General features: G+C 73.0%; 26 protein-coding genes. 14 read left to right on the top strand and 12 right to left on the bottom strand.

Annotated elements, in window-relative coordinates; genetic code table 11:
• Positions 1 to 113: 113 nt before the first annotated feature.
• A complete protein-coding gene (locus ACQPWW_RS08535; RefSeq protein ID WP_433130808.1) occupies positions 114 to 890 on the top strand; it encodes an alpha/beta hydrolase in 777 nt (258 codons plus the stop codon).
• Positions 891 to 989: 99 nt separating this feature from the next.
• On the opposite strand, the gene ACQPWW_RS08530 is transcribed toward ACQPWW_RS08535, so the two are convergent.
• The 3 genes from ACQPWW_RS08530 to ACQPWW_RS08520 all read right to left on the bottom strand — a co-directional run bounded on the left by ACQPWW_RS08530 (position 990) and on the right by ACQPWW_RS08520 (position 3,812).
• On the bottom strand, positions 990 to 2,723 hold the full coding sequence (locus tag ACQPWW_RS08530; RefSeq protein ID WP_433130806.1) for a DEAD/DEAH box helicase: 1,734 nt from the start codon (positions 2,721 to 2,723) through the stop codon (positions 990 to 992).
• Positions 2,724 to 2,890: 167 nt separating this feature from the next.
• A complete protein-coding gene (locus ACQPWW_RS08525) occupies positions 2,891 to 3,553 on the bottom strand; it encodes a trimeric intracellular cation channel family protein (RefSeq protein WP_433130804.1) in 663 nt (220 codons plus the stop codon).
• Positions 3,554 to 3,593: 40 nt separating this feature from the next.
• Entirely contained in the window at positions 3,594 to 3,812 is a 219-nt protein-coding gene (locus tag ACQPWW_RS08520) for a DUF3039 domain-containing protein (protein WP_007456912.1), read from the bottom strand.
• A gap of 88 nt (positions 3,813 to 3,900) precedes the next feature.
• Here ACQPWW_RS08520 and ACQPWW_RS08515 point away from each other — a divergent pair, with 88 nt between their 5' ends.
• The gene (locus ACQPWW_RS08515; RefSeq protein ID WP_433130802.1) at positions 3,901 to 4,836 is read left to right on the top strand and encodes a pseudouridine-5'-phosphate glycosidase; all 936 of its coding nucleotides are present in this window, start codon (positions 3,901 to 3,903) and stop codon (positions 4,834 to 4,836) included.
• Positions 4,833 to 5,732 (top strand): carbohydrate kinase family protein, encoded by a 900-nt coding sequence (locus ACQPWW_RS08510; RefSeq protein ID WP_433130801.1) that lies wholly within the window; start codon positions 4,833 to 4,835, stop codon positions 5,730 to 5,732. The genes ACQPWW_RS08515 and ACQPWW_RS08510 overlap by 4 nt, the downstream gene beginning before the upstream one ends.
• A gap of 27 nt (positions 5,733 to 5,759) precedes the next feature.
• Here the strand turns inward: ACQPWW_RS08510 and ACQPWW_RS08505 are convergent, their stop codons facing one another.
• A complete protein-coding gene (locus tag ACQPWW_RS08505; RefSeq protein ID WP_433130799.1) occupies positions 5,760 to 6,119 on the bottom strand; it encodes a DUF3099 domain-containing protein in 360 nt (119 codons plus the stop codon).
• 104 nt (positions 6,120 to 6,223) lie between these two features.
• Between ACQPWW_RS08505 and ACQPWW_RS08500 the strand changes: the two genes are divergently transcribed.
• Together ACQPWW_RS08500 and ACQPWW_RS08495 are read left to right on the top strand one after the other, a co-directional pair.
• Complete coding sequence (locus tag ACQPWW_RS08500; protein WP_433130797.1) at positions 6,224 to 6,523, top strand: hypothetical protein; 300 nt, start codon at positions 6,224 to 6,226, stop codon at positions 6,521 to 6,523.
• A gap of 2 nt (positions 6,524 to 6,525) precedes the next feature.
• Positions 6,526 to 6,837, top strand: a complete 312-nt coding sequence (locus tag ACQPWW_RS08495; RefSeq protein WP_238659356.1) for a BrnA antitoxin family protein — start codon at positions 6,526 to 6,528, stop codon at positions 6,835 to 6,837.
• Positions 6,838 to 6,846: 9 nt separating this feature from the next.
• On the opposite strand, the gene ACQPWW_RS08490 is transcribed toward ACQPWW_RS08495, so the two are convergent.
• Positions 6,847 to 7,437 (bottom strand): HhH-GPD-type base excision DNA repair protein, encoded by a 591-nt coding sequence (locus ACQPWW_RS08490; RefSeq protein WP_433130795.1) that lies wholly within the window; start codon positions 7,435 to 7,437, stop codon positions 6,847 to 6,849.
• A gap of 95 nt (positions 7,438 to 7,532) precedes the next feature.
• On the opposite strand from ACQPWW_RS08490, the gene ACQPWW_RS08485 reads away from it, so the two are divergent.
• Together ACQPWW_RS08485 and dtd are read left to right on the top strand one after the other, a co-directional pair.
• Positions 7,533 to 9,017 carry a DUF7059 domain-containing protein gene (locus ACQPWW_RS08485; protein ID WP_433130792.1) on the top strand — a complete coding sequence of 495 codons (1,485 nt, stop codon included), beginning with the start codon at positions 7,533 to 7,535 and terminating at the stop codon, positions 9,015 to 9,017.
• Positions 9,017 to 9,439: a D-aminoacyl-tRNA deacylase gene (gene dtd, locus ACQPWW_RS08480; protein ID WP_433130789.1), complete on the top strand. Its 423-nt coding sequence runs from the start codon at positions 9,017 to 9,019 to the stop codon at positions 9,437 to 9,439. The genes ACQPWW_RS08485 and dtd overlap by 1 nt, the downstream gene beginning before the upstream one ends.
• A gap of 13 nt (positions 9,440 to 9,452) precedes the next feature.
• On the opposite strand, the gene ACQPWW_RS08475 is transcribed toward dtd, so the two are convergent.
• Positions 9,453 to 10,241 carry a sporulation protein gene (locus ACQPWW_RS08475; RefSeq protein ID WP_433130787.1) on the bottom strand — a complete coding sequence of 263 codons (789 nt, stop codon included), beginning with the start codon at positions 10,239 to 10,241 and terminating at the stop codon, positions 9,453 to 9,455.
• A gap of 230 nt (positions 10,242 to 10,471) precedes the next feature.
• Between ACQPWW_RS08475 and sigB the strand changes: the two genes are divergently transcribed.
• Together sigB and ACQPWW_RS08465 are read left to right on the top strand one after the other, a co-directional pair.
• The gene (sigB, locus tag ACQPWW_RS08470) at positions 10,472 to 11,488 is read left to right on the top strand and encodes an RNA polymerase sigma factor SigB (RefSeq protein WP_433130785.1); all 1,017 of its coding nucleotides are present in this window, start codon (positions 10,472 to 10,474) and stop codon (positions 11,486 to 11,488) included.
• Positions 11,489 to 11,600: 112 nt separating this feature from the next.
• Positions 11,601 to 12,008 (top strand): VOC family protein, encoded by a 408-nt coding sequence (locus ACQPWW_RS08465; RefSeq protein ID WP_433130783.1) that lies wholly within the window; start codon positions 11,601 to 11,603, stop codon positions 12,006 to 12,008.
• Between the two features lie 10 nt (positions 12,009 to 12,018).
• On the opposite strand, the gene ACQPWW_RS08460 is transcribed toward ACQPWW_RS08465, so the two are convergent.
• From ACQPWW_RS08460 to ACQPWW_RS08450, 3 genes are read right to left on the bottom strand one after another with little or no spacing between them, the layout of a single operon-like run.
• Positions 12,019 to 14,574, bottom strand: a complete 2,556-nt coding sequence (locus ACQPWW_RS08460; protein ID WP_433130781.1) for a GNAT family N-acetyltransferase — start codon at positions 14,572 to 14,574, stop codon at positions 12,019 to 12,021.
• A gap of 24 nt (positions 14,575 to 14,598) precedes the next feature.
• Positions 14,599 to 15,780 (bottom strand): acetoin utilization protein AcuC, encoded by a 1,182-nt coding sequence (locus ACQPWW_RS08455; RefSeq protein WP_433130779.1) that lies wholly within the window; start codon positions 15,778 to 15,780, stop codon positions 14,599 to 14,601.
• A 48-nt stretch (positions 15,781 to 15,828) separates the two neighbouring features.
• Complete coding sequence (locus tag ACQPWW_RS08450) at positions 15,829 to 16,689, bottom strand: sulfurtransferase (protein WP_433130777.1); 861 nt, start codon at positions 16,687 to 16,689, stop codon at positions 15,829 to 15,831.
• Positions 16,690 to 16,790: 101 nt separating this feature from the next.
• Between ACQPWW_RS08450 and ACQPWW_RS08445 the strand changes: the two genes are divergently transcribed.
• Positions 16,791 to 17,480, top strand: a complete 690-nt coding sequence (locus ACQPWW_RS08445) for a metal-dependent transcriptional regulator (RefSeq protein WP_433130776.1) — start codon at positions 16,791 to 16,793, stop codon at positions 17,478 to 17,480.
• A 19-nt stretch (positions 17,481 to 17,499) separates the two neighbouring features.
• Here the strand turns inward: ACQPWW_RS08445 and ACQPWW_RS08440 are convergent, their stop codons facing one another.
• Positions 17,500 to 18,048: a hypothetical protein gene (locus ACQPWW_RS08440; protein WP_433130774.1), complete on the bottom strand. Its 549-nt coding sequence runs from the start codon at positions 18,046 to 18,048 to the stop codon at positions 17,500 to 17,502.
• Between the two features lie 98 nt (positions 18,049 to 18,146).
• The gene (locus tag ACQPWW_RS08435; protein WP_433130772.1) at positions 18,147 to 18,401 is read right to left on the bottom strand and encodes a DUF5522 domain-containing protein; all 255 of its coding nucleotides are present in this window, start codon (positions 18,399 to 18,401) and stop codon (positions 18,147 to 18,149) included.
• Between the two features lie 153 nt (positions 18,402 to 18,554).
• On the opposite strand from ACQPWW_RS08435, the gene ACQPWW_RS08430 reads away from it, so the two are divergent.
• From ACQPWW_RS08430 to ACQPWW_RS08420, 3 genes are read left to right on the top strand one after another with little or no spacing between them, the layout of a single operon-like run.
• Positions 18,555 to 19,829 carry an MFS transporter gene (locus ACQPWW_RS08430; RefSeq protein WP_433130770.1) on the top strand — a complete coding sequence of 425 codons (1,275 nt, stop codon included), beginning with the start codon at positions 18,555 to 18,557 and terminating at the stop codon, positions 19,827 to 19,829.
• A 51-nt stretch (positions 19,830 to 19,880) separates the two neighbouring features.
• Positions 19,881 to 20,444: a dihydrofolate reductase family protein gene (locus tag ACQPWW_RS08425; RefSeq protein WP_433130768.1), complete on the top strand. Its 564-nt coding sequence runs from the start codon at positions 19,881 to 19,883 to the stop codon at positions 20,442 to 20,444.
• 47 nt (positions 20,445 to 20,491) lie between these two features.
• Positions 20,492 to 21,433 (top strand): MerR family transcriptional regulator, encoded by a 942-nt coding sequence (locus ACQPWW_RS08420; RefSeq protein ID WP_433130765.1) that lies wholly within the window; start codon positions 20,492 to 20,494, stop codon positions 21,431 to 21,433.
• Between the two features lie 34 nt (positions 21,434 to 21,467).
• On the opposite strand, the gene ACQPWW_RS08415 is transcribed toward ACQPWW_RS08420, so the two are convergent.
• A complete protein-coding gene (locus tag ACQPWW_RS08415; protein ID WP_433130763.1) occupies positions 21,468 to 22,403 on the bottom strand; it encodes a DUF2332 domain-containing protein in 936 nt (311 codons plus the stop codon).
• A gap of 138 nt (positions 22,404 to 22,541) precedes the next feature.
• Here ACQPWW_RS08415 and ACQPWW_RS08410 point away from each other — a divergent pair, with 138 nt between their 5' ends.
• Positions 22,542 to 23,654 (top strand): FAD-dependent monooxygenase, encoded by a 1,113-nt coding sequence (locus ACQPWW_RS08410; protein ID WP_433130761.1) that lies wholly within the window; start codon positions 22,542 to 22,544, stop codon positions 23,652 to 23,654.
• The last annotated feature ends 8 nt before the right edge of the window (positions 23,655 to 23,662 follow it).

The following is a 23,662-nucleotide window of genomic DNA, read 5'->3' as shown; positions in this document are numbered from 1 at the left end:
CCACTCAATTCTTCGATCTGGCTGACGGTGGTCTCGTCCGTGCTGGATTCTGGGTGCTGCGAAGTTCTCCACCCTCAGGCAGTGGGCGGTGAGGCATCTCGAAGGGACTCCAGATGAGCACTACTGACAAGTCCGCCCAGGAGACAGGGATGCCGACAGTTGTGCTGGTCCACGGGGCATTCGCCGGCTCGTCGAGCTGGAACGGGGTGATCGCCGATCTCAAACGTCGGGGTTATCCGGTCATCGCCGTCGCCAACCCGCTGCGTGGTTTGCAGAAGGACGCCGCTTATGTCCGGGCGCTTCTGGACAGTTTGCCCGGACCGGTCGTGATGGCCGCCCATTCCTACGGCGGGCTGGTCATGACCGAGGCCGCGGCTGGCGCCTCCAACGTCAAGGCCCTGGTGTACGTCGCCAGCGTGAGCCCGGACGTGGGCGAGAGTGTGATCGGTCTGCTCGGCAAGTACCCCGGAAGTCAGCTCGCCACAAGCATCACCATGGTGCCGGTCCCCTCCGAGGACGGCGGCATGACAATGGATCAGTACATCGTGCAGGACAAGTTCCCCGAGGTGTTCGCCGCCGACGTCGACCCCGACACCGCCGCGATCATGGCGGCAACGCAGCGGCCCTCCTCGGCGAGCGCCCAGGAGGAGGGCGTGACCAAGGCCGCCTGGAAGACGATCCCCTCCTGGACGCTGATCACCACCCAGGACCGGGGCATTCCGGCAGAACTGCAGCGCTTCCTGGCGGACAGGGCGGGGTCCACGACGGTGGAGATCGCCGCGTCCCACGCGGTGGCGGTCTCGCAACCCGGCCCGGTCGCGGAGCTCATCGACACCGCCGCCCGCGCCACCACACGTTCGATGCAGATGTCCAGGAGTCGTCAGGGTTAGCGAGGGCCTGCGACGTCGCCACGGCCGGTGCGCCGGGGTGAATCGGGCGTCCCCGAACGCGCCTCTGGTAATCGTGGCGGGCCCGTGTGGTTCGCGGGCTCAGAGGGTCTGGACGGTGGCGATCCGTTCCTCCAGCTGCTCGATGGTGGCCTGGGCACTCGGCGGGCCACCGCAGAGTCGGCGCAGCTCGGCATGGATCTTGCCGTGCGGCTGGCCGGTGCGGTGGTGCCGGGCGGCCACCAGAGCGTTCAGTTGGCGCCTGAGCGCCACGCGACGCTGGGCGGCGCTCATGGGTGCCGGTGGCGCCGCGGTGGGCGCAGCGGCCGGCTGAGCGGCCGCGTCGGCGGTACGGCGGCGTTGGGCGGCGAGTTGGGCGGCCTGCCGCTTGGTCAGCAGCAACGAGACCTGGTCGGCGGTGAGGAGGCCGGGCAGGCCGAGGTATTCCTCTTCCTCCGGGGTGCCGGCCTGGGCCGCGGTGCCGAACGACGCGCCGTCGAAGATCACCTGGTCCAGCTCGGCGGTGGCCGAGAGCGCCGCGAACCGCTTCTCCAGCTCGCCGCTGGCCTGGTCGTCGCGCTGCGCCCGTTCCAGCAGGTCGTCGTCGAAGCCGTCGGCCTCCTTGGGTTTGCCGAGCACGTGGTCCCGCTCGGTCTCCATCTCGCTGGCCAGGCCGAGCAGATGCGGCACGCTGGGCAGGAACACCGACGCGGTCTCCCCGGGCCGGCGGGCCCGGACGAACCGGCCGATCGCCTGGGCGAAGTAGAGCGGCGTGCTGGCGCTGGTGGCGTAGACCCCGACCGCGAGCCGGGGGATGTCCACCCCCTCGGACACCATCCGCACCGCGACCAGCCAGCGCTGGTCGGACGCCGCGAACGTCGCGATCCGGGCCGACGCGCCCTGGTCGTCGGAGAGCACCACGGCGGCCTTCTCGCCGGTCACCTGCTCGATCAACTTGGCGTACGAGCGGGCGGTCTGCTGGTCGGTGGCGATGATCAGACCACCGGCGTCGGCCATCCCCGCGTTGCGGAGCACCGTGAGTCGGGCGTCGGCGGCCCGCAGCACCTGCGGCATCCAGTCCCCGGCCGGATCCAGGGCGGTCCGCCAGGCCTGCGCCACCAGATCCTGCGTCATGGGCTCGCCGAGGCGGGCGGCCAACTCCTCCCCCGCGTTTGTCCGCCACCGGGTCTCCCCCGAGTACGCCAGGAAGAGCACCGGCCGGACCACGCCGTCGCGCAGCGCGTCGGAGTAGCCGTACACGGAGTCGGCGCGGGAGCGCAGCAGCCCGTCTCCGCCCCGCTCGTAACTGACGAAGGGGATCGGGTTGTCGTCGGAGCGGAACGGTGTCCCGGTGAGCATCAACCGGCGTACGGCGGGCTCGAAGGCGTTCTTCACGCCGTCGCCCCAGGACCGGGAGTCGCCCGCGTGGTGGATCTCGTCGAGGATGACCAGGGTGCGCCGGGTCATGGTGCGCCGGCGGTGCACCTGCGGGGCCATGCCCACCTGGGCGTAGGTGACCACCGCGCCGTGGAAGTCGGCAGCGGAGTGCAGGTCGGCGTTGCGGAAGGCGGCGTCGAGTTGGATGCCCACCCGGGCCGCGGCGTCGGACCACTGGTTCTTCAGGTGCTCGGTCGGGGCGACCACGGTGACCGCCTCGATGGTGCCGTCGGCGAGCAGTTCGGCAGCGATCCGCAGGGCGAAGGTGGTCTTGCCGGCACCCGGGGTGGCGACCGCTGTGAAGTCGTCGGTACGCCGACGCAGGTATTCCACAAGGGCCTTACGCTGCCAGGAGCGTAGTGCTGGGAACGTCTCGAGCACCGGCGTCCGGGCTGCCACGCGAAGCTCCTCTCCGACCGCACGACGGCGGACCCCGGGCGAGGGCCACGAGTCCCGCCGCCCATGAAAACGCCTCCGCGCAGTAGCTGCCGCGAAGGCCGACTCAGCATAACCAGCGCGGGCCCCACGGCCCAGGCGACGCCACGCCTGTCACATCCGCCGACCGTTCACCACTCCCGGTCGGTACGCGGATCCGCCCCGCCGGTGCGCGGCGGGCGCAGCGTCGCCACCGGGGCGGACCAGCGTCGACGCAGGGCGATCAGGCGCAGCCCGAAGACCAGGACGGCGGCGGCGGTGAGCGACGTGGGCCCGGTCTGCCCGGTGACGTACAGCAGCGCCACGGTGACCGAGCCGGCCAGCGCGGCCAGCGCGTAGATCTCCCGGCGCAGGACGACGGGAATCTCGGCGGTGAGCAGGTCACGGGCGAGCCCGCCGCCGATAGCGGTGAGCATGCCGATGAGACAGGCGCCGACGGCCGGCACCCGGGCGTCGAGCGCCTTGAGCGTGCCGGTGACGGTGAACAGCGCGAGGCCCGCCGCGTCCAGCACGAGCACTGTGGTCCGCAGTCGGGCCAGTTGTGGGTGCAGCCAGAAGACGGCGAGCGCGGTGATCGCGGCGGTGGCCACGTACCGCCAGTCGGCGAAGGCGAGCGGCGGCACCTCGTCGATGACCAGGTCCCGGAAGATCCCACCGCCGAGGGCGGCCACGAACCCGACGAACGCGACGCCGAACAGGTCCAGGCGTTTGGCCACCGCCGCCGAAGCCCCGGAGGCGGCGAACACCGCGACGCCGGTCAGGTCGGCGAGGAGCAGGGCGGTGGAGGTGGTCACCGCCGCAGGCTACGTCGCCGGCCGGGACGCCGGCCGAGGTTCACTCGCGGTACGAGTCGTAGATCTCCTTGCACTTGGGGCAGACCGGCGAACCCGGCTTGGCAGCCTTGGTGACCGGGAACGTCTCGCCACAGAGCGCGACGACGAAGGTACCCATGACGGCACTCTCGGCAATCTTCTCCTTGCGGACGTAGTGGAACATCTCGGGACCGGTGTCGGCGTCCTTCAGTTCTGGACGCTCGAGAACCTCTGTGCTCACGTCTGCACCTCCAACCGTCAAGTTTGGCAGGTCATCACGGCCGGGTCCACCTGAGGCCGACCGGAGCCCGACCCCGTACGGTGCCCGTGTGACTGACTTTCACCTCAGCTACGGCACCGAGGTCGCCGAAGCCCTGCGCGACGGCCGGCCCGTCGTCGCACTGGAGAGCACCATCGTCTCGCACGGGCTCCCCCGGCCGGAGAACCTGCGGGTGGCCAGGGAAATCGAGCGGGCGGTCCGGGACGCCGGGGCCGTTCCCGCGACGATCGGCATGATCGGCGGCAAGCTGGTGGTCGGCCTGGACGACGCGCAGCTGACCCGGCTGGCGACGGTCGACGGAGTGACGAAACTCTCCGTCCGCGACCTCGCGGTGGCGGCGGCGACCGGCGTCGACGGCGCCACCACGGTCGCCGCGACCAGCGCCGTGGCCGCCGCGGCCGGGATCGGGGTGTTCGCCACCGGCGGGTTGGGCGGGGTGCACCGGGAGGCCGCGCACACCTTCGACGAGTCGGCCGATCTGGTCACCCTGGCCCAGACCCCGATCGTGGTGGTCTGCGCCGGCGTCAAGTCGATCCTCGACGTGGGCGCGACGTTGGAGCGCCTGGAGACCCTCGGGGTCGCCGTGCTCGGTTACCGCACCCGCCGGTTCCCCGGCTTCTACCGCACCGACGCCGGCTTCGACCTGGACTGGTCGGTGGACTCGCCGGAGCAGATCGCCGACGTGCTCGCCGCCCGGGACGCGCACGCGCTGCACACCGGCGGCCTGCTCGTCGCCAACCCGCTGCCGGTCGACGAGCAGCTCGACCCGGAGCTGCACGACCGGACGCTCGCCGACGGTCTGGCCCTGCTGGAGCGGGACGGGATCACCGGGAAGGCCGTCACTCCGTACCTGCTGGCGCACTTCCACTCGGCCACCGAGGGCGCGAGCCTCACCGTCAACGTCCGGATCATCCTGCGCAACGCGGACCTGGCCGCGCGGATCGCGGTGGCCGTGGCGGCCCGCGACACCGCCGCCGCGGTATGACCCGACCGGCCCGGGTGGTCGTCGTCGGCGACGTGATCACCGATGTGGTCGCCGTGCTGTCCGGGCCGCTCGCGGCCGGCTCGGACACCGGAGCCGTGATCAGCATCGGCGGCGGCGGTCAGGCGGCCAACACCGCCGCCTGGGTCGCCGCGCAGCGGGTCGACGTCACGCTCGTCTGTGCCGTCGGTGACGACGACGCCGGGCGGGACCGGGTGGCCGAGCTGGAGCGGGCGGGTGTCGACTGCGCGATCGAGCGGGTCGAGGACGTGCCGACCGGCACCGTTGTCGTGTTGGCCACCGACGACGAGCGCACCATGGTCAGCCAGCGGGGCGCGAACGTGCGGCTGAGCGTGGCGCACGTCGAGCGGGCCCTCGCGGCGGTGCCCGACGCCGGGCATCTGCACCTGTCCGCGTACACCCTCCTGGACGCCGGATCGCGCGACGCCGGGCTGCGGGCGTTGGCCGCCGCCCGCGAGCGCGGGCTCACCACAAGCGTCGACGCGGCCTCCGCGGCGCCGCTGCGGCGGGTGGGCGCTGCGGCGTTCCTGAGTTGGGTACGCGATGTCGACCTGCTGCTCGTCAACGCGGACGAGGCCACGGTGCTGGCCGGCGGGCTGGACCCGGCGGCGCAGGGGCGGGCGCTGTCGGCGACGGCCTGGCGGGTGGTGGTGAAGCGCGGCGCTGCCGGCGCGGTCTGGGTCGACCGCGGCGCGGCGGTCTGGGTGGCTCCGGCCCGGCGGGTGGCGGTGCGGGACGTCACGGGGGCGGGCGACGCCTTCGCGGCCGGCCTGCTCACCGCGTGGCTCGCCGGCGCCGCCCCGACCGTGGCGCTGAACCGCGCCACCGACCTGGGGGCGCTGGCCGTCTCCACCATCGGCGCACGGCCACAGCCGTGACCGGTCGGACCCTGGCCTGCTCGCGGGTCAGGGTTCGACGTCGATGACCTTGTGCGTGCGTTCCTCGGCGGTGAGGCTCATCGGCGGGGTGTCGTCCTGGTGCCGTGGGTGGAACCGGTTGGCCAGCCGGTGCTCCTCCTTGGGTGGCCGGTCGTTGGCCAGCAGCACGGCCAGCCAGGGGATGAGCACCATGCCGAGGCCGCACAGCGGCAGCCACAGCCAGAGCAGTGGGGCGTTCGCACCGACCAGGATCGCGCCGACGACGATGCACAGCACCCGGATGCCCATCATCAGGACGTAACGGCGCTGGCGACTGGTGAGCTGATCGTCCTGGCTGCGCGAGGCGTCGGTGATCAGTATCGGCTGGTAGGCCTGACGCTTCACCATGAACCTCCTCGAGGGGATTACGCCTCATCCTGTCACCGCAGGGCCGTGATCAGCGAAATTCGACTCATCCCAGTACGTGTTACGCCCGTGGTACGCTCCGCGACGTGGGCAGCAGGTTCAGCTTCACCGACGAGGCGTTGGCCAACCTGAGGGTCTACGACGTCACGCCCGGGGAAGTCTGGGAGGCGCTGCACAGCGCCCGACGGGTCATCCGCCACCTGGGCGACGACGTCATGGTGGTCTATGCCGCCGCCCGTCGGGGCCGCCGGCTGGCGGTGCTGCTCGCCGAGGCCGATGGCGCCGACAACGACTGGGACATCCTCTCCGCGCGCGAGTTGAGCGACGTCGAGTCCAAGCGCTACGACGAGGCCGTGCGGAGATCTCGGGAGATGAGGAGGCCGTGACGATGCACCGTAACGACGCGACCAAGCAGTTCCACGGCGGCGGCGACCGGATCGCCGAGCTGATCGACGAGAGCCCGGCGGCGGAGCTGCCCACCCCCGACACCGACGTGCCGATGGTGAGCCGCTCGGTCCGGCTGCCGTTGGACACCTACGAGCGGGTACGGGCCGCCGCCGACGCCCGGGGCATCGGGGTCACCACGCTGATGCGCCAGTGGATCGAGGCCGGCCTGGCCGACCTGGACGACTCGGCGACCGTCTCGCTGGCCGACGTCCGGCGCGCGCTGGCCTCGCTGGCGCATCCCACCGCCGCCTGACCGCACGGCTCAGCCGCCGGTGGCCTTCGCCTTGGCGGCCGCCTTCGCCTGCTGCTTGAACTCCCGCACCCGACGCAGTGAGTCGGCGTCGGTGACGTCGGCCACCGACCGGTACGCGCCCGGGTCGCCGTAGTCTCCGGCCGCCTTCCGCCAGTCCTGCGGGGTGACCCCGAAGCGCTTGCCGAGCAGGGCCACGAAGATCTGCGCCTTCTGCCTGCCGAAGCCGGGCAGCGCGGAGACCCGGCGCAGCAGCTCCGGCCCGTCGGCGACCTCGGCCCAGAGCAGCGCCGCGTCACCGTCGTAGCGCTCCACGAGCACCTGGCAGACCTCCTGCACCCGGGCCGCCATCGCCTTCGGGAACCGGTGCAGCGCGGGCGGCTGGGCGAAGAGCGCGACAAGGGCCTCCGGGTCGTACCCGGCCAGCTCGGCGGCGTCCAGCTCGTGGCCGAGCCGCTGCGCCAGCACGTACGGCGAGGAGAACGCCTTCTCCATCGGAATTTGTTGATCAAGAACCATGCCGAGGAGCAGCGCCAGAGGGCTGCGCTCCAACAGTCGGTTGGCCTCCGGGTCGATGGGCAGCACGAGCGTCATGCGGACCATCCTGCCTGGCCCGCCGAGCCGGGCGGACACCGACGCTCCGACACCAACCGGCGGGTGACGCAGACCCGGGACGCGACGGGGGGCAGGATGTCGGGGTGGACGAACACGACATGCTGCTCTCCCCCGCCGGCGTCGACGCGCTGCGCGCCGCGCTGACCCGGACCGGTTTCACCAGCCAGGGCGTCGCCGAGCGGCTGGGCGCCCAGGCGACCGCCGCGGTCGCCCGCAACGACTACCGGGCCGCGCTGCGCGCCACCGAGGACGGCGACCCGCTGGGCACCCTGATCCGGGTGTTCATCTGCGACCAGACCGAGCCGGAGGCCGCGGTGGCCGCCGCGCTGACGCCGCTGAGCCTGGCGGAAGCGCTGGCCGGCGGGCTGGTCGAGCGGTACGGCGACGGCCTGCGTGCCGGCGTCGACCTGGAGCCGTACGGCGAGGACTGGTGGGTGCTCGCCGACGTGTCGGCGAGTGCCCGCCCGGGTCGCCCGCTGCACGCCGAGCACGTCCTCGGCATCGGCGGGGCCACCCAGACCCTGATCGGCGCGACAGTGCGCCGGCCGGTCGACACCGCACTGGACCTGGGCACCGGCTCCGGCGTCCAGGCCCTGCACCTGGCCACCCACGCCAGGTCGGTGACCGCCACCGACCTCTCCGAGCGGGCGCTGCGCTTCGCCGCGACCACCGCCGCCCTCAACGGTCAGGACTGGGAGCTGCTCCGCGGCGACCTGGTCGCCCCCGTGGCCGGTCGACGGTTCGACCTGGTGGTGAGCAACCCGCCGTTCGTGGTCGGCCCGGGCACCACCACGCACGTCTACCGCGACTCCGGTCGGGTCGGTGACGCGATCGGCGCCGAGCTGGCCGCCGCCGCCCCGGGCCTGCTCACCGAGGGCGGCACCATGCAGTACCTGGCGAACTGGGTGCACGTCGCCGGCGAGGAGTGGGACGAGCGGGTGGCCGGCTGGTTCGCCGGGACCGGCCTGGACGCCTGGGTGATCCAGCGCGAGGTGGCCGACCCGATGGCGTACGTCGACCTGTGGCTCACCGACGTCGGCGAGACCGCCGACCCGCAGCGGATGGCCGCCTGGCTGGACTGGTTCGACGCGCACAAGGTGGAGGGGATCGGCTTCGGCATCGTGTCCCTGCGCCGGGGCGGGCACGCCGACCCGGTGGTCCGGGTGGAGGACCTGCGCCAGCGGGTGCAGCCACCGCTGGGCGACCACATCGCCGCCTGGTTCGACCGCCAGGACTTTCTCCGGGTACGCGACACCGAGGCGTTGCTCGCCGAGCGCTACCGGGCCGCCGAGGGCCTCCAGCTGCGGCAGGAGGCCACAATGGGTGACGAGGGCTGGGCGGTGGACCGGCAGGTCCTGGCGATGCCGCACGGCCTGCGCTGGACCGAGGAGATCGACCCGCTGGTGCTGGCGCTGGTCGGTGGCGCCGACGGCCGGCTGCCGCTGCGTGACCAGCTCGCCCTGCTCGCCGCAGCGCACGACGTCGAGCCCGACGAGATGGCCGAGGCCGCCGGCCCGATCGTGGCGCACCTGGTGGAGCGCGGTTTCATCGAGGCGGTGACCGCCTGATGCGGGCGGTGGTGCAGACCGTCGGGCGGGCCAGCGTGACAGTGGACGGCGAGGTGGTCGGCGCGATCGAGAACGGCCTGCTGGTGCTGCTCGGAGTGACCCACACCGACACCGTGGAGACCGCCCAGACGATGGCCCGCAAGGTGCATGAGCTGCGCATCCTGGACGACGAGAGGTCGGCCGCCGACACCGGCGCGCCGATCCTGGTGGTCAGCCAGTTCACCCTCTACGGCGACACCCGCAAGGGCCGCCGGCCGAGCTGGCTCGCCGCCGCCCCCGCCGAGGTGGCCGAGCCCCTGGTGACAGTGGTGGTGGAGGCGCTGCGCGACCGCGGCGCGAAGGTCGAGACGGGCCGCTTCCGCACCCACATGCTCGTCGAGAGCGTCAACGTAGGCCCCCAAACCCTCCTCCTGGACCTGTAGCCCTCCCTCGGGGTCAGGAGAAGAGGCCTCGGCGGGACAGGGACTGGCGGAGCCAGTTGTCGAGTTCGGCGGTCCAGTCGGTGCGGCTGGCGGTGGCGTGGTCGACGGTGAACCGGCCGAAGGCGTCCCGCCCCTCGGTGAAGACACCGCCGCGCTTGTCGACCTCCAGCACCACCTGCATCTGCTGCGCGTCGGCGACGAAGGTCACCTCCAACTGGTTGATCGAGCGGGCGTACTGCGGCGCGGGGCTGAACTCGATCTCCTGGTAGAACGGCAACGTCTGTCGTACGCCGTAGATGTGCCCACGCTCCACGTCGGCGCGGGCGAACCGGAAACCCAGTCGCAGCAACGCGTCAAGCAGTCGTTCCTGGGCGGGCAGCGGGTGCACCGACACCGCGTCCAGGTCGCCCTTGTCCATCGCGCGGGCAACCTCCAACTCGGTACGCAGCCCCATCGTCATGCCGTGCAGGTGCTGCCCGTACAGCTCGGTGACAGGTGTCTCCCACGGCACGTCGAAGCGGAACGGGATGTCGTGGCGCTGCCCCGCCTCCAACCGGAACCCGCCGGTGACCTGCTGGCGGTGGAACTCCTGGGTGGTGTCGTAGTCGTTGTCGCCGGTCTCGACCTCGACCCGGGTGACCAGGCCGAGGGCGACGTGGTCGATGTCGACCTGGTGGTCACCGCCGACCACCTGGATGCGGCCCTCCAACTGCCCGCCCGGGCGGCAGTTCGGGTTGGCCAGCACCGTCTCCACCGACGGGCCACCGACCCCCATCGCCTTCATGAGCCGCTTGAAGACCACGCCGTCCTCCACCTGTGTCCGGGCCGACCGAGGTGGCCGACCGTCCGCAACGTAGCTGTGGCGGGCAAGCACAGACCGGGACGACACTCCGCGCCACCGATCCGACCGAATTCCTGTCGGGTGCCCGATCGCCTCACTCCCGTTTTACGCCCTGCCCGCCAAGCTGTGTCTCACACCGGCACCACTGGGCCGGAGACACGGCACAGACGTGGAAACGGGGAGAGACAGAGATGGTCCTGCAGATGACGGAACACCGGATGCGCCCGGCCACCACGACCGACACCGACGGGACCTCCGAGGTCCTCGCCGACCTGGACGCCACCGACGAGCGTGGCATCTCCACCGACCTGGTCCGGGCGTATCTCAACGGGATCGGCCGGACGAAGCTGCTGACCGCCGCGCAGGAGGTCGATCTGGCCCGGCGGATCGAGGCCGGCCTGTTCGCCGACGAGAAGCTGGCCACCTGCACCCCGGTTTCCGAGGAGTTGCGGGCCGACCTGGAAGTCGTCGTCGCGGAGGGCCGGGCGGCCAAGGACCATCTGTTGGAGGCGAACCTGCGGCTGGTGGTCAGCATCGCCAAGCGCTACACCGGACGCGGCATGGCGTTTCTCGACCTGATCCAGGAGGGCAACCTCGGCCTGATCCGGGCGGTGGAGAAGTTCGACTACGCCAAGGGCTACAAGTTCTCCACGTACGCCACCTGGTGGATCCGGCAGGCGATCACCCGGGCGATGGCCGACCAGGCCCGCACCATCCGCATCCCGGTGCACATGGTCGAGCAGGTCAACCGGATGGTCCGGGCCCGCCGCGAGCTGTCGGTGACGCTGGGCCGCGAACCGACAGTCGCCGAGGTCGCCCGCGCCCTGGAGGTTCCCGAGGTCCAGGTCATCGAGCTGATCTCCTACGACCGGGAGCCGGTCAGCCTGGACCAGGCCGTCGGCGACGACGGGGAGAGCGCGCTCGGCGACTTCGTGGCCTCGGTGGATCCGCGCACCGAGCCGGGCGACACCGCCGCCCAGGGCGAGCTGCGCAACGAGGTCAGCATCGTGCTGGCCACCCTGTCCCAGCGGGAGCAGGCGGTCATCCGGTTGCGGTTCGGTCTGGACGATGGCCGGCAGCGCACGCTCGACGAGGTCGGCCGGGAGTTCGGCCTGTCCCGGGAGCGGATCCGGCAGATCGAGAAGGTGACGCTGTTGAAGTTGCGCGCCCCGGAGCGGGCGCAGCGCCTGGAGGCGTACGCCTGCTGACGCACCCGGTTCCCACGGAAGGCCCTGGCGGTTCGCCGGGGCCTTCCGTGCTGTAGTGGTGCGGCGACTCGCCCCACCGCGGTGATCGGTGACGACAACGAGGAGAACGACAGTGAACTGGACGTTGGAAGTGGTGATCGTGCCGGTCTCCGACCTGGACCGGGCGAAGGCGTTCTACGCCGACCAGCTCGGCTTCACCGTCGATCACGACACTGTGATCAACGACGAGGCGCGGATCATCCAGCTGACCCCGCCCGGCTCCGGCTGTTCGATAGTGATCGGCAGGGGCGTGGTCCCGGACATGCCACCGGGCTCACTCAGGGGCCTGCAACTGGTGGTGCCCGACCTGAAGCGGGCTCGCGAGGAGCTGATCGAGCGGGGTGTGGAGGTCAGCGAGATCCAGGTGGTGGGTCAGAACCCCCGGTCGGTGCCGGACCCGCTGGACAACGTCGGTTTCGTCTTCTTCACCGACCCGGACGGCAACTCGTGGGGCGTCCAACAGATCTCCAGCCGGCCCTGACCGGGCGCCCTCAGAGGCGACGGGGGCCGGTGTCCGGGCGGGCGGCCACGCCGCCCACCTGGACCTGGGCGTGCAGGACCGCGATGCCGTCCGGACGGGCGAGCACCGGGTTGAGGGTCAGCGACCGTACGCGGGGCTGGTCGTCGGCGAGCTGACCCACCCGCAGCAACAGGTCGGCCAGGGCCGTCCGGTCGACCGGGGCAGCACCCCGGTGCCCGCGCAGCAGCGGCGCCGCCCGGGGCTCGTCGACCAGCTCGGCCGCGTCGGTGTCGGTCAGCGGGACCGCCCGCCAGGCCCGGTCGCCCAGCAGCTCGGTGGCGACCCCACCGAGACCGAAGCCGACCACCGGCCCGAACGCCGGATCTTCCACCAGCTCCACCACGCAGGCCACCCCGGGCGGGACCATCGGCTGGATCAGCGCGTCCGCGCCGAAGGCAGTGGCCAGCTCGGCGTACGCCCGGCGCAGCGCCGACTCGTCCGGCACGGCGAGCCGGACCGCGCCGAGGTCGAGCCGATGCCGCAGCCCGGGGGCGGCCGCCTTCAGCGCCACCGGGTAGCCCAGCAGAGCCGCCGCGTCGACCGCCGCGTCGACCGAGTCGACGGACACCGACGCCACCACGTCGATCCCGTACGCGGCAAGCAGCGCACCGGGGTCGGTGGCGTCGGCACGGAACGCGGCCTGGGCGGCGACCCGATCGATGCCGGGCACCTCGGGCACCACCCCGGGCGGGCGGCGAAGCCACTCGGCGTACCGGTGCACCCGGGCGAGAGCCCGCACCGCCTCCTCCACTCCCCCGTACGCCGGCACCCCCGACGGCAACCGGCCGACCAGGAACGTCGCCACCGTCGGCTTGCCCAGCGCGAGGGCCGCCGGCAGGGCGGCGGTCACGTCGACGTCCACATCGGTCCGCTGGCCGGGCAGCGGCGGGGCGAAGACCACCACCAGGGCGTCCACCCGGTCGTCGCCGGCCGTCTCGGCGAGAGCGGCGGCGAACTCGGCGGCACCGGCGCTCGGCCCGACGTCGCGGGGGTACCCGTCGGCCACCGTGAGGCCCTGCCCGACGCACGCGGTGGCGGCCAGGCCGGTCAGGGCCGAGGAGTTGCCCACCACACCGACCCGGCCGCCGGCCGGCAACGGCTGGTTGGCCAGCAGCACACCCACGTCGAGCAGCTCCGGCACGGTGTCCACCCGGATCACCCCGGACTGGGCGAAGAGCGCGGCCACCGCCACCTCGTCCGGCCCGGCGGTGTCACCGACGCCGACCGGGCGGGCCGGCGAGGCGAGCGCGACCACCGGTTTGGTCCGGCCGATCCGCCGGGCCAGCCGGGCGAACTTGCGCGGGTTCCCGAAGGTCTCCAGGTACAACATGATCACGTCGGTGCCGGGATCGTCCTGCCAGTACTGCAGGAGGTCGTTGCCGGAGACGTCGGCCCGGTTGCCGGCCGAGACGAAGCTGGACAGCCCGAGGCCACGCCGGTCCGCCTCGGCGAGCAACGCCACCCCGAACGCGCCGGACTGGCTGAAGATGCCCACCCGGCCCGCCGGCGGCAGGGCCGGGGCGAGCGTGGCGTTGAGGCGTACCGCCGGGTCGGTGTTGGCCACGCCGAGACAGTTCGGGCCGACCACCCGCATGCCGGCGGCGTGCGCCGCGCGGACCAGCGCCCGCTGCGTGGCCGCGCCCTCGGCCCCGGCCTCGGCGAAGCCCGCCGAGATGACCACCAGACCGTGCACCCCCGCGGCGGCGGCGTCGGCGACCACAGCTGTCGCCGCCTCCGGCGGGACCGCCACCACCGCCAGGTCCACCGGCGTGCCGGCGTCGACCGCCGACGGGTACGCGGGCAGGCCCGCCACTGTCGACGCGCTCGGGTGCACCGGCACCACCGCGCCGGTGAAACCCCCGTCCCGCAGGTGCCCGAGCACCGCCGCGCCGACGCCCTGGCCGGTGGCGCTGGCACCGTAGACGACGATGCCGCGTGGGGCGAGCAGCCGGGCGATCGAGCGGGCCTCGGTGCGGTGCTCCCGGCCCCGCTGCACCTCCAGCGTGGCCTCGGTGGGCGCGATCGGGAAGCTCAGGTGCACCACGCCGTCGGCGTACTCGCGCTGGACCTGGTAACCGAAGTCGGCGAACACCCGCAACATCGTCCCGTTTGTCGGCAGCACCTCGGCGACGAAGCTCATGATGTCGTTGCGGCGGGCGGTGTCGGCCAGGTGCTCCATCAGCACCGAACCGATGCCCCGGCCCTGGTAGGCGTCCTCCACCACGAAGGCCACCTCCGCATCCGGCGCCTGCGGGCCGAGCCGCTCGTACCGGCCGACCGCGACGATCCGGTCGGCGGCCAGCACCACGAACGCCTCCCGGTCGTGGTGGTCGACGGTGACGAACCGGATGAGGTCCCGTTCCGGGATGCGCGGGTACGGCGAGAAGTACCGGAGGTAACGGGTGCGCTCGGAGAACCGGCTGTGCATCGCCACGATGCCCGGCGCGTCAGCCGGCTCGATCGGCCGCAACTGGACGGTGCTGCCGTCGCTGAGCAGCACGTCCACCGGCTGGTCCACTGTCGTCACCGGCGCAGCCCTCCCCCGCCCGGCTCAGTCCCGCGGGTCGTGCGGGTCGAGCCCGAGCAGCGGGAAGACCGCCTTGCGGGTGGTCGCGATCGCCCGGTCCACCGCGTTCGGCTCGCCGGTCGGCTGCCACGGCTCGTACGACGGGTCGGCGTCGTCGGTCATCCGCAGCGGCACCTCCCGCCCCAGACGACGGGAGGCGACCAGCTCCCGCCAGGCCGGCGGGGTGAGCGTGGCCGGGTCGACGGGGTCACCGGTGGCCACGGCCAGCAGGTGACTCCAGGCCCGGGGCACCACCTCGACCAGCGCGTACCCGCCACCGCCGGTGGCCACCCACCGGCCGTCGCACAGCTCGTCGGCGAGTGCCCGCATCGCCAGGTAGGTGGCCCGCTGGCCGTCCACAGTGAGGTTGAGGTCGGCGAGCGGATCCAGTCGGTGCCCGTCGGCGCCGCACTGGGTGACGAGCACCTGCGGTCGGAACGCGCGCAGCACCGACGGCACTATCGCGTGGAACGCCCGCTGCCAGCCGGTGTCGTCGATGCCCGGCGGCAACGGCATGTTGACGGCGGTGCCCTGCGCGCCCGGCCCACCCGTCTCGTCCGGGAAACCCGTGCCCGGGAAGAGCGCCAGCGGGGTCTCGTGCACGCTGACCGTGAGGACCCGGGGGTCATTCCAGAAGATCTGCTGCACACCGTCGCCGTGGTGCACGTCGACGTCCACGTACGCGATCCGCTCCGCGCCCAGGTCGAGCAGGCGGGCGATGGCCACCGCGGGGTCGTTGTAGACACAGAAGCCGGACGCGCGGGCGGGCATCGCGTGGTGCAGGCCGCCGGCCACGTTCACCGCGCGCCGGGCGTCGCCGCGCCAGACCGCCTCGGCGGCGGCCACCGTCGCGCCGGCGATCAACGCGCTGGACTCGTGCATCCCCTCGAAGATCGGGTTGTCGGACGTGCCCAGCCCGTACCCGGCGAAGAGCGGATCGCGGGGCGCGGCCCGCACCGCGGCCAGGTAGGCCGGGTCGTGCACCCGGGTGAGCAGGGCGTCGGTGGCGGGCTCCGGTTTGACCACGCGCACCCCGGGCCGATCCAGGATGCCCAGCTCGCGAGCCAGCGCGACGGTCAGCTCCACCCGGACCGGGTCGAGCGGATGATCACCCATGTCGTAGGCGAGCAGCGACTCGTCCCACACCACCACCGTGTCGTCGGACATGAGCCCATCGTCGCACGAGGACCGTCGCCGACCCACCGCACGCGCTGGTCAGCGCCCAGATGTCGGCCCGGAGGCGATCGGGCGCGTCGGGTCGGCCACCCAGTTGCTCCACGATCCAACGTAGAGTGCCGCGTCCGTGCGACCGGCCAGGTGCAGCGCGAGCACCGCCTGCGCGGCGGTCACCCCGGAGCCGCAGTACGCCCCGACGGCCCGCGCGCCGGTCACCCCGGCGGCGGCGAACCGTGCGCTCAGCGCGTCGGCGGCCAGGAAGCGCCCGTCCGGGCCGACGTACTCCCCGGCGGGCAGGTTCGCCGCTCCCGGCACGTGCCCGGCGACCGGGTCGATCGGCTCGACCTCACCCCGGTAGCGGGGCGCCGCCCGCACGTCGAGCAGCACCCCGTCGTCCGCGGCGGCCAGCTCGGCGGCCTGTCCCGCGTCGAGCACCGGGAGATCGCCGGGGCGTACCACGACATCGCCGGGGGTCGGTGCGGGCGCGTCGGTGGAGACGGGCCGACCGGTGGCGGCCCAGGCCGGGTAGCCACCGTGCAGCAGTCGCACCGGTCGGTGCCCCGCCCAGCGCAGCGTCCACCAGGCCCGCGCGGCGGCCATGCCGTCGCCGCCGTCGTACACCACCACGGGGTGACCGGCGCGGACCCCGGCGGCCCGCAGCGCGGCCTGCAACGCGGCCGGGTCGGGCAGCGGGTGCCGGCCGCCGGCGCCGGGCGGCCCGCAGAGCGCGGTGTCCAGGTCGACGAAGACCGCCCCGGGCAGGTGGCCGGCGCGGTAGTCGTCGCGGCCCGGTGGGCCGACGAGCCGCCAGCGAACGTCGAGCAGGGTGGGCGGATCGGCCTGGTCAAGCTCGGCGGCCAGCCGATCGGCCTCGACCAGCGGCTCCTGGGTACCGGACATGGCGACCATCCAACACCATTCGCCTCGACGGCACGCGGTTCGGCGTGGGCCGCCGGCCCACCACCCGAGGTACCATCGTGCACCGGAGGGCCGCTGACGTTATGAAGTCTCACGACCTGGTCGACACGACCGAAATGTACCTGCGCACCATCCTCGAACTGGAAGAGGAGGGTGTGCCACCGCTGCGTGCCCGGATCGCCGAACGGCTGCAGCAGAGCGGCCCCACCGTGAGCCAGACCGTCGCCCGGATGGAGCGCGACGGGCTCCTCACCGTCGAGGGCGACCGGCACCTGACACTCACCGTGCAGGGCCGAGGCAGTGCCGTGTCGGTGATGCGCAAGCACCGCCTCGCCGAGCTGCTGCTCGTCAACGTCATCGGGATGCCCTACGAGGAGGCCCACGAGGAGGCCTGCCGCTGGGAGCACGTGATGAGCGACGCGGTGGAGAAGCGGGTGTACGACCTGCTCAACCGGCCGACCCGCTCCCCGTACGGCAACCCGATCCCCGGGCTACAGGAGCTGGGCTCGCCGGCGGCGGAGGCCACCGAGGCCGCCGAGGGCGAGCGCAACCTGGCCTTCCCCGGCCTCTCCGGGCCGGTCGTGGTGCGCCGGATCTGCGAGAGCGTGCAGAAGGACGCCGACGTGCTGCGTCAACTGCACGCCGCCGGTGTCGACCCGGGCGCCACTGTGACAGTGGCGCAGGAGCGCGACGGGGTGTCGATCGACCGGTCGGGCGACCGGGTGCGACTGCCCCGCGAGGTCGCCTCCCGGGTCTTCGTCGCCGCCAACTGACAAACCGGCCACCCGGGCGTCACAGCGCCCGGGTGTCCACCTTCTTGGCCAGCGCGGCCAGGTCACCGGTCACCTTCTCGGCCGCCGCGCGTTCGCCGCCGCGCGCACCGGTCCAGCTCAACGTGGCCAGCCGCCCGTCGGTGGCCAGCCAGCCCACCTCGGCGACCGGCCCGTGCCCGCTCGCCGCGGCGGTGGTCCGCCGGTACGCCTGCTGGCCCACCCCGGTGATCTTCGCCGCCTTGTCCGGCACCACGTCCGCGCCGAAGGTGGTCTTGTCGATCGTGGTCTCGGACACACTCAGCGTCAGCTCCGGCAGCGCCGCGCCTTCGGCGCGCACCACACAGGTGTGCGTGTCGCCCTGCTCGCTGGCCGCCGCCACGTCGAAGCGCACCTTCAGCAACTCTTCGATCACCGTGAAGTCCAGCAGCCGGCAGGCCCCGCCCGAGGAGGCCGCCGCCACGTCCACCGCGATCGGCGCCGGCGGCGGCACCGCCACCGGCTCGGCCTCGGCGGCGCAGCCGCTCACCAGCAGCCCCACCAGCCCTCCGACCACGATCCGCCCGCGCACGATCCACCCTCTCGCCGACCGACGGCGGAAGGCGCCCGCCGGATGTCCGTCGGACACCGTACGGGGTGTCGGTGTCGGGCGAAAGCCCCCGCCGAGGCCTATCCGGACGGTGGATCGTCCACGTACGGGCAGTGTCGGCAACCGCGCCCGCAGCAGGTGCCGCGCCGGGCCAGAAAGCCGGCGCTGAGCACGAACAACCCGCTCGCCGGGTCGAGGTAGCCGGCCTCGTCGGCGGCCAGCGCGGCGGCGTGCCTGGCGAGGATCCGAGCCCGGTCGGGGTGCGCGGGCGACAGCCGGGACGGGTGCGGCTCGGTGAGCGGCCGATCGGCCAGGGGTCGTCGCTCTCCGGTCACCCGCAGCAGTCTAGGGACGACCTGCGGCCGCGGCTCAACCATGCCGGACCAACGCGGCGGTCGGCGGAAATGGCGCGCCGGGCAGGCCCGGGCGCCAGTAGAGTCCGCGAGCCGCCGGCCGGCGGCGCAGACCCGCGCAGACAGGCAGCGACAGTGAGTCAACAGGTGCGGCAGCTCCCGGCTGTGGAGGCGACGACGACCCCGTCGCTGTGGCGCAGCCGCAACTTCCTCCTGCTGTGGGGCGGCCAGACGGTCAGCGAGCTGGGCACCCGGATCACCGGTGTGGCGGTGCCGCTGCTGGCCGCCGACACCCTGCACGCCAGTGTCTTCCAGATCTCCCTGTTGACCGTCCTGGCCTGGCTGCCGTACCTGCTGTTCTCGCTGCCGGCGGGCATCGCCGCCGACCGGCTCGACCCGCGGCGGCTGATGATCGCGTGCGACCTGGGCCGGACCGCGCTCCTGCTGTCCCTGCCGGTGGTCGCCCTGGTCGGCCACCTCACCCTGCCCTTCCTGTACGTGGTGGTCGGGCTCGGTGGCGTGCTCACCGTGCTGTTCACCGTGGCGTACAAGACCCTGCTGCCCCGGCTGGTGCCGGCGGACCTGCTTGTGGACGGCAACGCCAAGCTCACCATCAGCCAGGACGCCGCCGAACTGGTCGGACCGACGATCAGCGGCGCGCTCATCGGGCTTGTCGGCGCCGCCCGCACGTTCCTGGCCAACGGGTTCGCCTTCCTGGTCAGCGCGCTGACGCTGATCCTGATCCGACAGCCACCGGTACGCCGCGAGCCGGCTCCCCGCGTGCCGCTGCGGGTGGAGCTGACCGACGGGCTCGGCTTCATCCGGCGGCAGCCGATCCTGGTCAGCATCCTGGCCTGCACGACCTGGTCGAACTTCTGGGTGATGGCGTCCTCCTCGATCGAGGTGACCTTCCTGGTGCGTGAGCTGCACGCCTCGCCGGTGCGGGTGGGGTTGGTCTTCTCGGTCAGCGCCGTCGGCGGGCTGGTGGTGGGGGTGCTGGCCGCCCGGCTGTCGGCCTGGCTGGGTTCGGCCCGGGTGATCTGGGTGGCGATGACCGCTCCGGGCCCGTTCTACCTGCTGATGCCGCTGGCGCAGCCCGGTTGGGGCGTGCTGCTCTACGGGGTCGGGCTGGCCGCGTTCTCGGCGAACGCGGTGCTGTTCAACGTGGCCGCGATGTCGTACCGACAGCGCATCACCCCGCCGGGGATCCTCGGCCGGGTCAACGCCGCGTTCCTGTGGATCTGCTTCGGCGTCATCCCGCTCGGCGCGCTGACCGGCGGCGCGCTCGGCACCGCGCTGGGGCTGCGCGGCGCGCTCTGGGTGTGCGTGCTGGGCACCTGGGCGGCCTGCCTGTTCGTGGTCTGCTCCCCGCTGCGACGAATGCGGGACACGCCGCCGGTTTCGTCGTAGGGTCCGACGATGCTCGGGATCGATCGCTGTGACGAGCACTGAGGAGACGTGATGCGGAAGATCGTTGTGCAGATGAGTGTGTCGCTTGACGGGTTCTTCGAGGGCCCGGGTGGCGACATCGGCTGGCACCAGGTCGACGAGGAGCTGCACAGGCACTTCAACGACGTGATCGCCCCGATGGGCGGGTTCCTCAGCGGCCGGGTCAGCCACGAGCTGATGGCCGCGTACTGGCCGACCGCCGACCAGGACCCGACCGCCAGCGACCCCGAGCGCGAGTTCGCCCGCATCTGGCGGGACATGCCGAAGATCGTCTACTCCCGCACCCTCGACCACGCCGACTGGAACGCCACAGTGGTCCGCGAGGTGGACCCGGAGGAGGTACGGCGGCTCAAGGCCGAGCCCGGCGGTGACCTGGCGCTCGGCGGGGCCGACCTGGCCGCCACCTTCGCCCGGCACGACCTCGTCGACGAGTACCGGATCTACGTCAACCCGGTGCTGCTCGGTCGGGGCCGCCGCCTCTTCCCCGACAGCGACGTCCCGACCGGCCTGCGGCTGGTGGAGAGCCGCGTCTTCGGCAACGGCGTGGTCCTGCTCCGCCACGAACGGGCTCGCTGACGTCTGTCGCTTGAGTCTCCACCGGGGGGAGACAGCAGGGTGGGGGCATGAGCGGTGAAGCGCAGTACACGATCGGCGACCTGGCCCGCCGCACCGGCCTGAGCGTCAAGACCATCAGGTATTACGCCGACACCGGCATCGTGCCGCCGGCCGACCGGAGCCCGGCCGGCTACCGCCTCTTCGACGCCGAGGCGGTGGCCCGGCTCGACCTGGTCCGGACGCTGCGCGACCTGGGTGTCGACCTGGCCACCATCCGTCGGGTGGTGGACCGCGAGGTGCCCCTGCCCGAGGTGGCCGCGGCGCACGCCGAGGCGCTGGCGGTGCAGATCCGCGTGCTGCGGCTGCGTCAGGCGGTGCTCACCGTGGCGGCGCGGCGCGGATCGGGCCCGGCCGAGGTGGACGACCTGCACCGGCTGGCCCAGCTCAGCGCACGTGAGCGGGGGCACCTGGTCGGCGACTTCCTGGCGACTGTCTTCGAGAGCCCGGACGACAAGCACCCGTACCGGGGCGTCCTCGTCTCGATGACCCCGGAGCTGCCCGACGACCCGAGCACCGAGCAGGTGCAGGCGTGGCTGGAGCTGGCCGGGTTGTGCCGGGAGCCCACCTTCCGGGCGTCCATGCGGCGGATGGTCCGACAGCACGCCGCCGATCACGAGGTGCCCGGGTTGCCCCGCCCGGACGCCGCCGCGGTGGTCCGGGACGGGGTGGCGGCCGCCCTGGCCGCCGGTCTCGATCCGACCGGCCCCGAGGCCGAGCCGGTGGTCACGGCGGTCACCGGCCGGTACGCGCGCCTGCACGACCTCCCCGACGACGCCGACCTGCGCCGTCGCCTCCTGGACCGGCTGACAGTGGCGAACGATCCCCGCCGGGACCGCTACCTCGACCTGCTGTCGGTGATCAACGGTTGGTCGGGCGGCGGCGCGGTCGCGCCGGCGGCGGACTGGTTCAGCCGAGCGCTGAGAGCCCGGATGCCGGAGCCGGCTCGCTGAGCTGTCGGTGCTGGCCGCCGGGGTCGCGCGGCGGTCAGGCGAACCAGCTCATCGCCTGACCGTGCCCCCGGGTCCAGGCCAGCGGCGCACCGTCCAGCGCGAGGACGTTGTGCAGCGCCTCACTCGGCGGGTCGGGCAACCCGTCGTACGGCAGCACCTCCGGTGCCTCGTTCGCGATCCAGTGCCCCGGCAGCTCACGGACCAGCCGGACGAACGCCTCCCGGCGCGGCGGCGGCACCTGGTAGAGCACTGACGTGTGGAAGACCACAAGCGTCGCGCCGGCCGGCGCGCGGGCGGCAAGCGCCGGCAGGTCGTCCACCAGATCACCGCGGACCAGCAGCGGAGGGTCGGCGGCGGCGACCCCCGCCGCGGCCCGCAGGCGGGCCCGCCGGTGCGCGTGCTCCGGCCAGATCAGGGCGTCCAACCAGGACACGTCGCCGGGGTCGGTCACGTCGAGCGGGTTGAGGTCCAGGCCGGCCCGCCACACCACCCGGGGTACGCGGGCCGGCGGCACCAACCCGTCGGCCGCGCACTCCAGGACCGGCTCGCCGGAGCCGACCTCGTGCTCGCCGTAGCGGTACGCGTACCGGTCGGGGTAGAGGCAGAGCCCGGCCGACGCGCCGACCTCCAGCAGGGCGAGGGGCTGCGGCAACGCGGCGAGCACCGGCAGCAGGACCGCGCACCGGCCGCTCTCGTTGGTCTGGGTGGCCCGGGTGCGCACCTCCGCCTCGATGGCCGGCCAGTGCGTCACAGTGAAATCGTGGAACGCGACCGGGTCGTCGACCGGGCCGCCGAGCCAGCGCACGACACCGAACAGCAGATTCGGCTGTCGTTTGCCGGGCGGGAGCGCGTCGAGCAGGGCGAGCAGGGCGTCGTCCCGGGCGACGGCCGCCGACAGACGCTCGTAGGTGGGCGACACCCCACGCGCCTCGCGGCTGCCGAACTCGGCGTACGCCTCAGCGGTCGTCATGCCCTCATCGTCGCAGCCCATTCCTCGATAATTCAGCCCCCGTACCCGTGTGCCGACTCACCCGCCTTCTAGAGTGCTGCGGCGGCCGAACCGTTGAGCAGCAGCTCAACCGGCCTGGGCGACGGGGAGGAACGTGTCGTGCGGGGTAACGATGTCCGGGTACTGATCGTCGGCGGCGGTGTCGCCGGGTTGGCGACGGTGGCCGCCCTGCGCGACTGGGGCGCGACTGTCGACGTGGTCGAGCGGGCCGCCGGGCCGACCGACTCCGGCACCGGCATCTACCTCACCGGCAACGCGACGCGCATGCTCGACGTCCTCGGGCTGCGGGAGCCGGTCGCGGACGTCGCCGTGGAGATCACCCGGCAGCGCAGCGCCAACCAGCGCGGACGCCGCCTCTTCGACATCGACGTGGCGGCGCTGTGGCAGGGGGTCGGGCCGTGCGTGTCGCTGCCCCGGGCACAACTGCACCGGGCGCTGCTCGCCGGTGTCGGAGACACCCCGATCCGCTGGGGCCGCCAGCCGGTCGCGTTGGCCCACGAGGGCGACCTGGTCGCCGTCGAGTTCGACGACGACAGCACCGAGCGGTACGACCTGGTGATCGGCGCGGACGGCGTCAACTCGACGGTCCGGCGGCTCGCCTTCGACGGGCGGGCGGCCCGCAACCTCGGCCAGTACGCGTACCGCTGGGTGGCTCCCCGCATCGACGACGAGCCGGTCTGGTCGGTGCAGTTGGGGCGCGGGAGGCAGTTCCTGACGATCCCGATCAGCGCCGAGCAGACGTACTGCTACTACAACGACGGCCCGGTGGCCGACCGGCCCGGCTGGCGCGACGAGGTGGCCGCGACGTTCCCCGAGCCGGCCGCCACCATGCTCAAGGCCCTCGACCACGACGACAGCACCCTGCACGCCGGGCCGAACCAGGAGGTCGTGCTCGACTCCTGGTCCCGCGGGCCGGTGCTGCTGATCGGCGACGCCGCCCACGCCACCTCGCCGAACATGGCCCAGGGCGCGGCGATGGCCCTGGAGGACGCGTCAGTGCTCGCGTCGTCGTTGGCCACCGCCGACTCCGTCGCTGACGCGTTACGCGGGTACGAGGCGCGGCGACGCCCGCGTACCGACTGGGTGCTCAGCCAGACCCACCGCCGCGACACTGCCACCGGGCTTCCGCCCGCGCTCCGCGACCTGGTGATGCGCCGCCTGGGCGAGCAGATGTTCCGCTCGAACTACGGGCCCCTGTTCGTCCAGCCCTGAACCCGCTC

Source organism: Micromonospora sp. CA-240977 (assembly GCF_050942285.1).
GTDB lineage: Bacteria > Actinomycetota > Actinomycetes > Mycobacteriales > Micromonosporaceae > Micromonospora.
This window is presented reverse-complemented; position numbering and strand designations above follow the sequence as displayed.

What these genes read in the sequence shown, in the direction of transcription:
- ACQPWW_RS08450 (WP_433130777.1), bottom strand. Translation starts at nt 16,689, where the DNA reads ATGTCCGGTACCCAGGAGCCGCTGGTCGAGGCCGATCGGCTGGCCGCC.
- ACQPWW_RS08415 (WP_433130763.1), bottom strand. Translation starts at nt 22,403, where the DNA reads ATGACGACCGCTGAGGCGTACGCCGAGTTCGGCAGCCGCGAGGCGCGT.
- ACQPWW_RS08420 (WP_433130765.1), top strand. Translation starts at nt 20,492, where the DNA reads ATGAGCGGTGAAGCGCAGTACACGATCGGCGACCTGGCCCGCCGCACC.
- ACQPWW_RS08455 (WP_433130779.1), bottom strand. Translation starts at nt 15,780, where the DNA reads ATGTCCGACGACACGGTGGTGGTGTGGGACGAGTCGCTGCTCGCCTAC.
- ACQPWW_RS08505 (WP_433130799.1), bottom strand. Translation starts at nt 6,119, where the DNA reads ATGGTGAAGCGTCAGGCCTACCAGCCGATACTGATCACCGACGCCTCG.
- sigB (WP_433130785.1), top strand. Translation starts at nt 10,472, where the DNA reads ATGGTCCTGCAGATGACGGAACACCGGATGCGCCCGGCCACCACGACC.
- ACQPWW_RS08490 (WP_433130795.1), bottom strand. Translation starts at nt 7,437, where the DNA reads ATGGTCCGCATGACGCTCGTGCTGCCCATCGACCCGGAGGCCAACCGA.
- ACQPWW_RS08445 (WP_433130776.1), top strand. Translation starts at nt 16,791, where the DNA reads ATGAAGTCTCACGACCTGGTCGACACGACCGAAATGTACCTGCGCACC.
- ACQPWW_RS08510 (WP_433130801.1), top strand. Translation starts at nt 4,833, where the DNA reads ATGACCCGACCGGCCCGGGTGGTCGTCGTCGGCGACGTGATCACCGAT.
- ACQPWW_RS08425 (WP_433130768.1), top strand. Translation starts at nt 19,881, where the DNA reads ATGCGGAAGATCGTTGTGCAGATGAGTGTGTCGCTTGACGGGTTCTTC.
- ACQPWW_RS08535 (WP_433130808.1), top strand. Translation starts at nt 114, where the DNA reads ATGAGCACTACTGACAAGTCCGCCCAGGAGACAGGGATGCCGACAGTT.
- ACQPWW_RS08495 (WP_238659356.1), top strand. Translation starts at nt 6,526, where the DNA reads ATGCACCGTAACGACGCGACCAAGCAGTTCCACGGCGGCGGCGACCGG.
- dtd (WP_433130789.1), top strand. Translation starts at nt 9,017, where the DNA reads ATGCGGGCGGTGGTGCAGACCGTCGGGCGGGCCAGCGTGACAGTGGAC.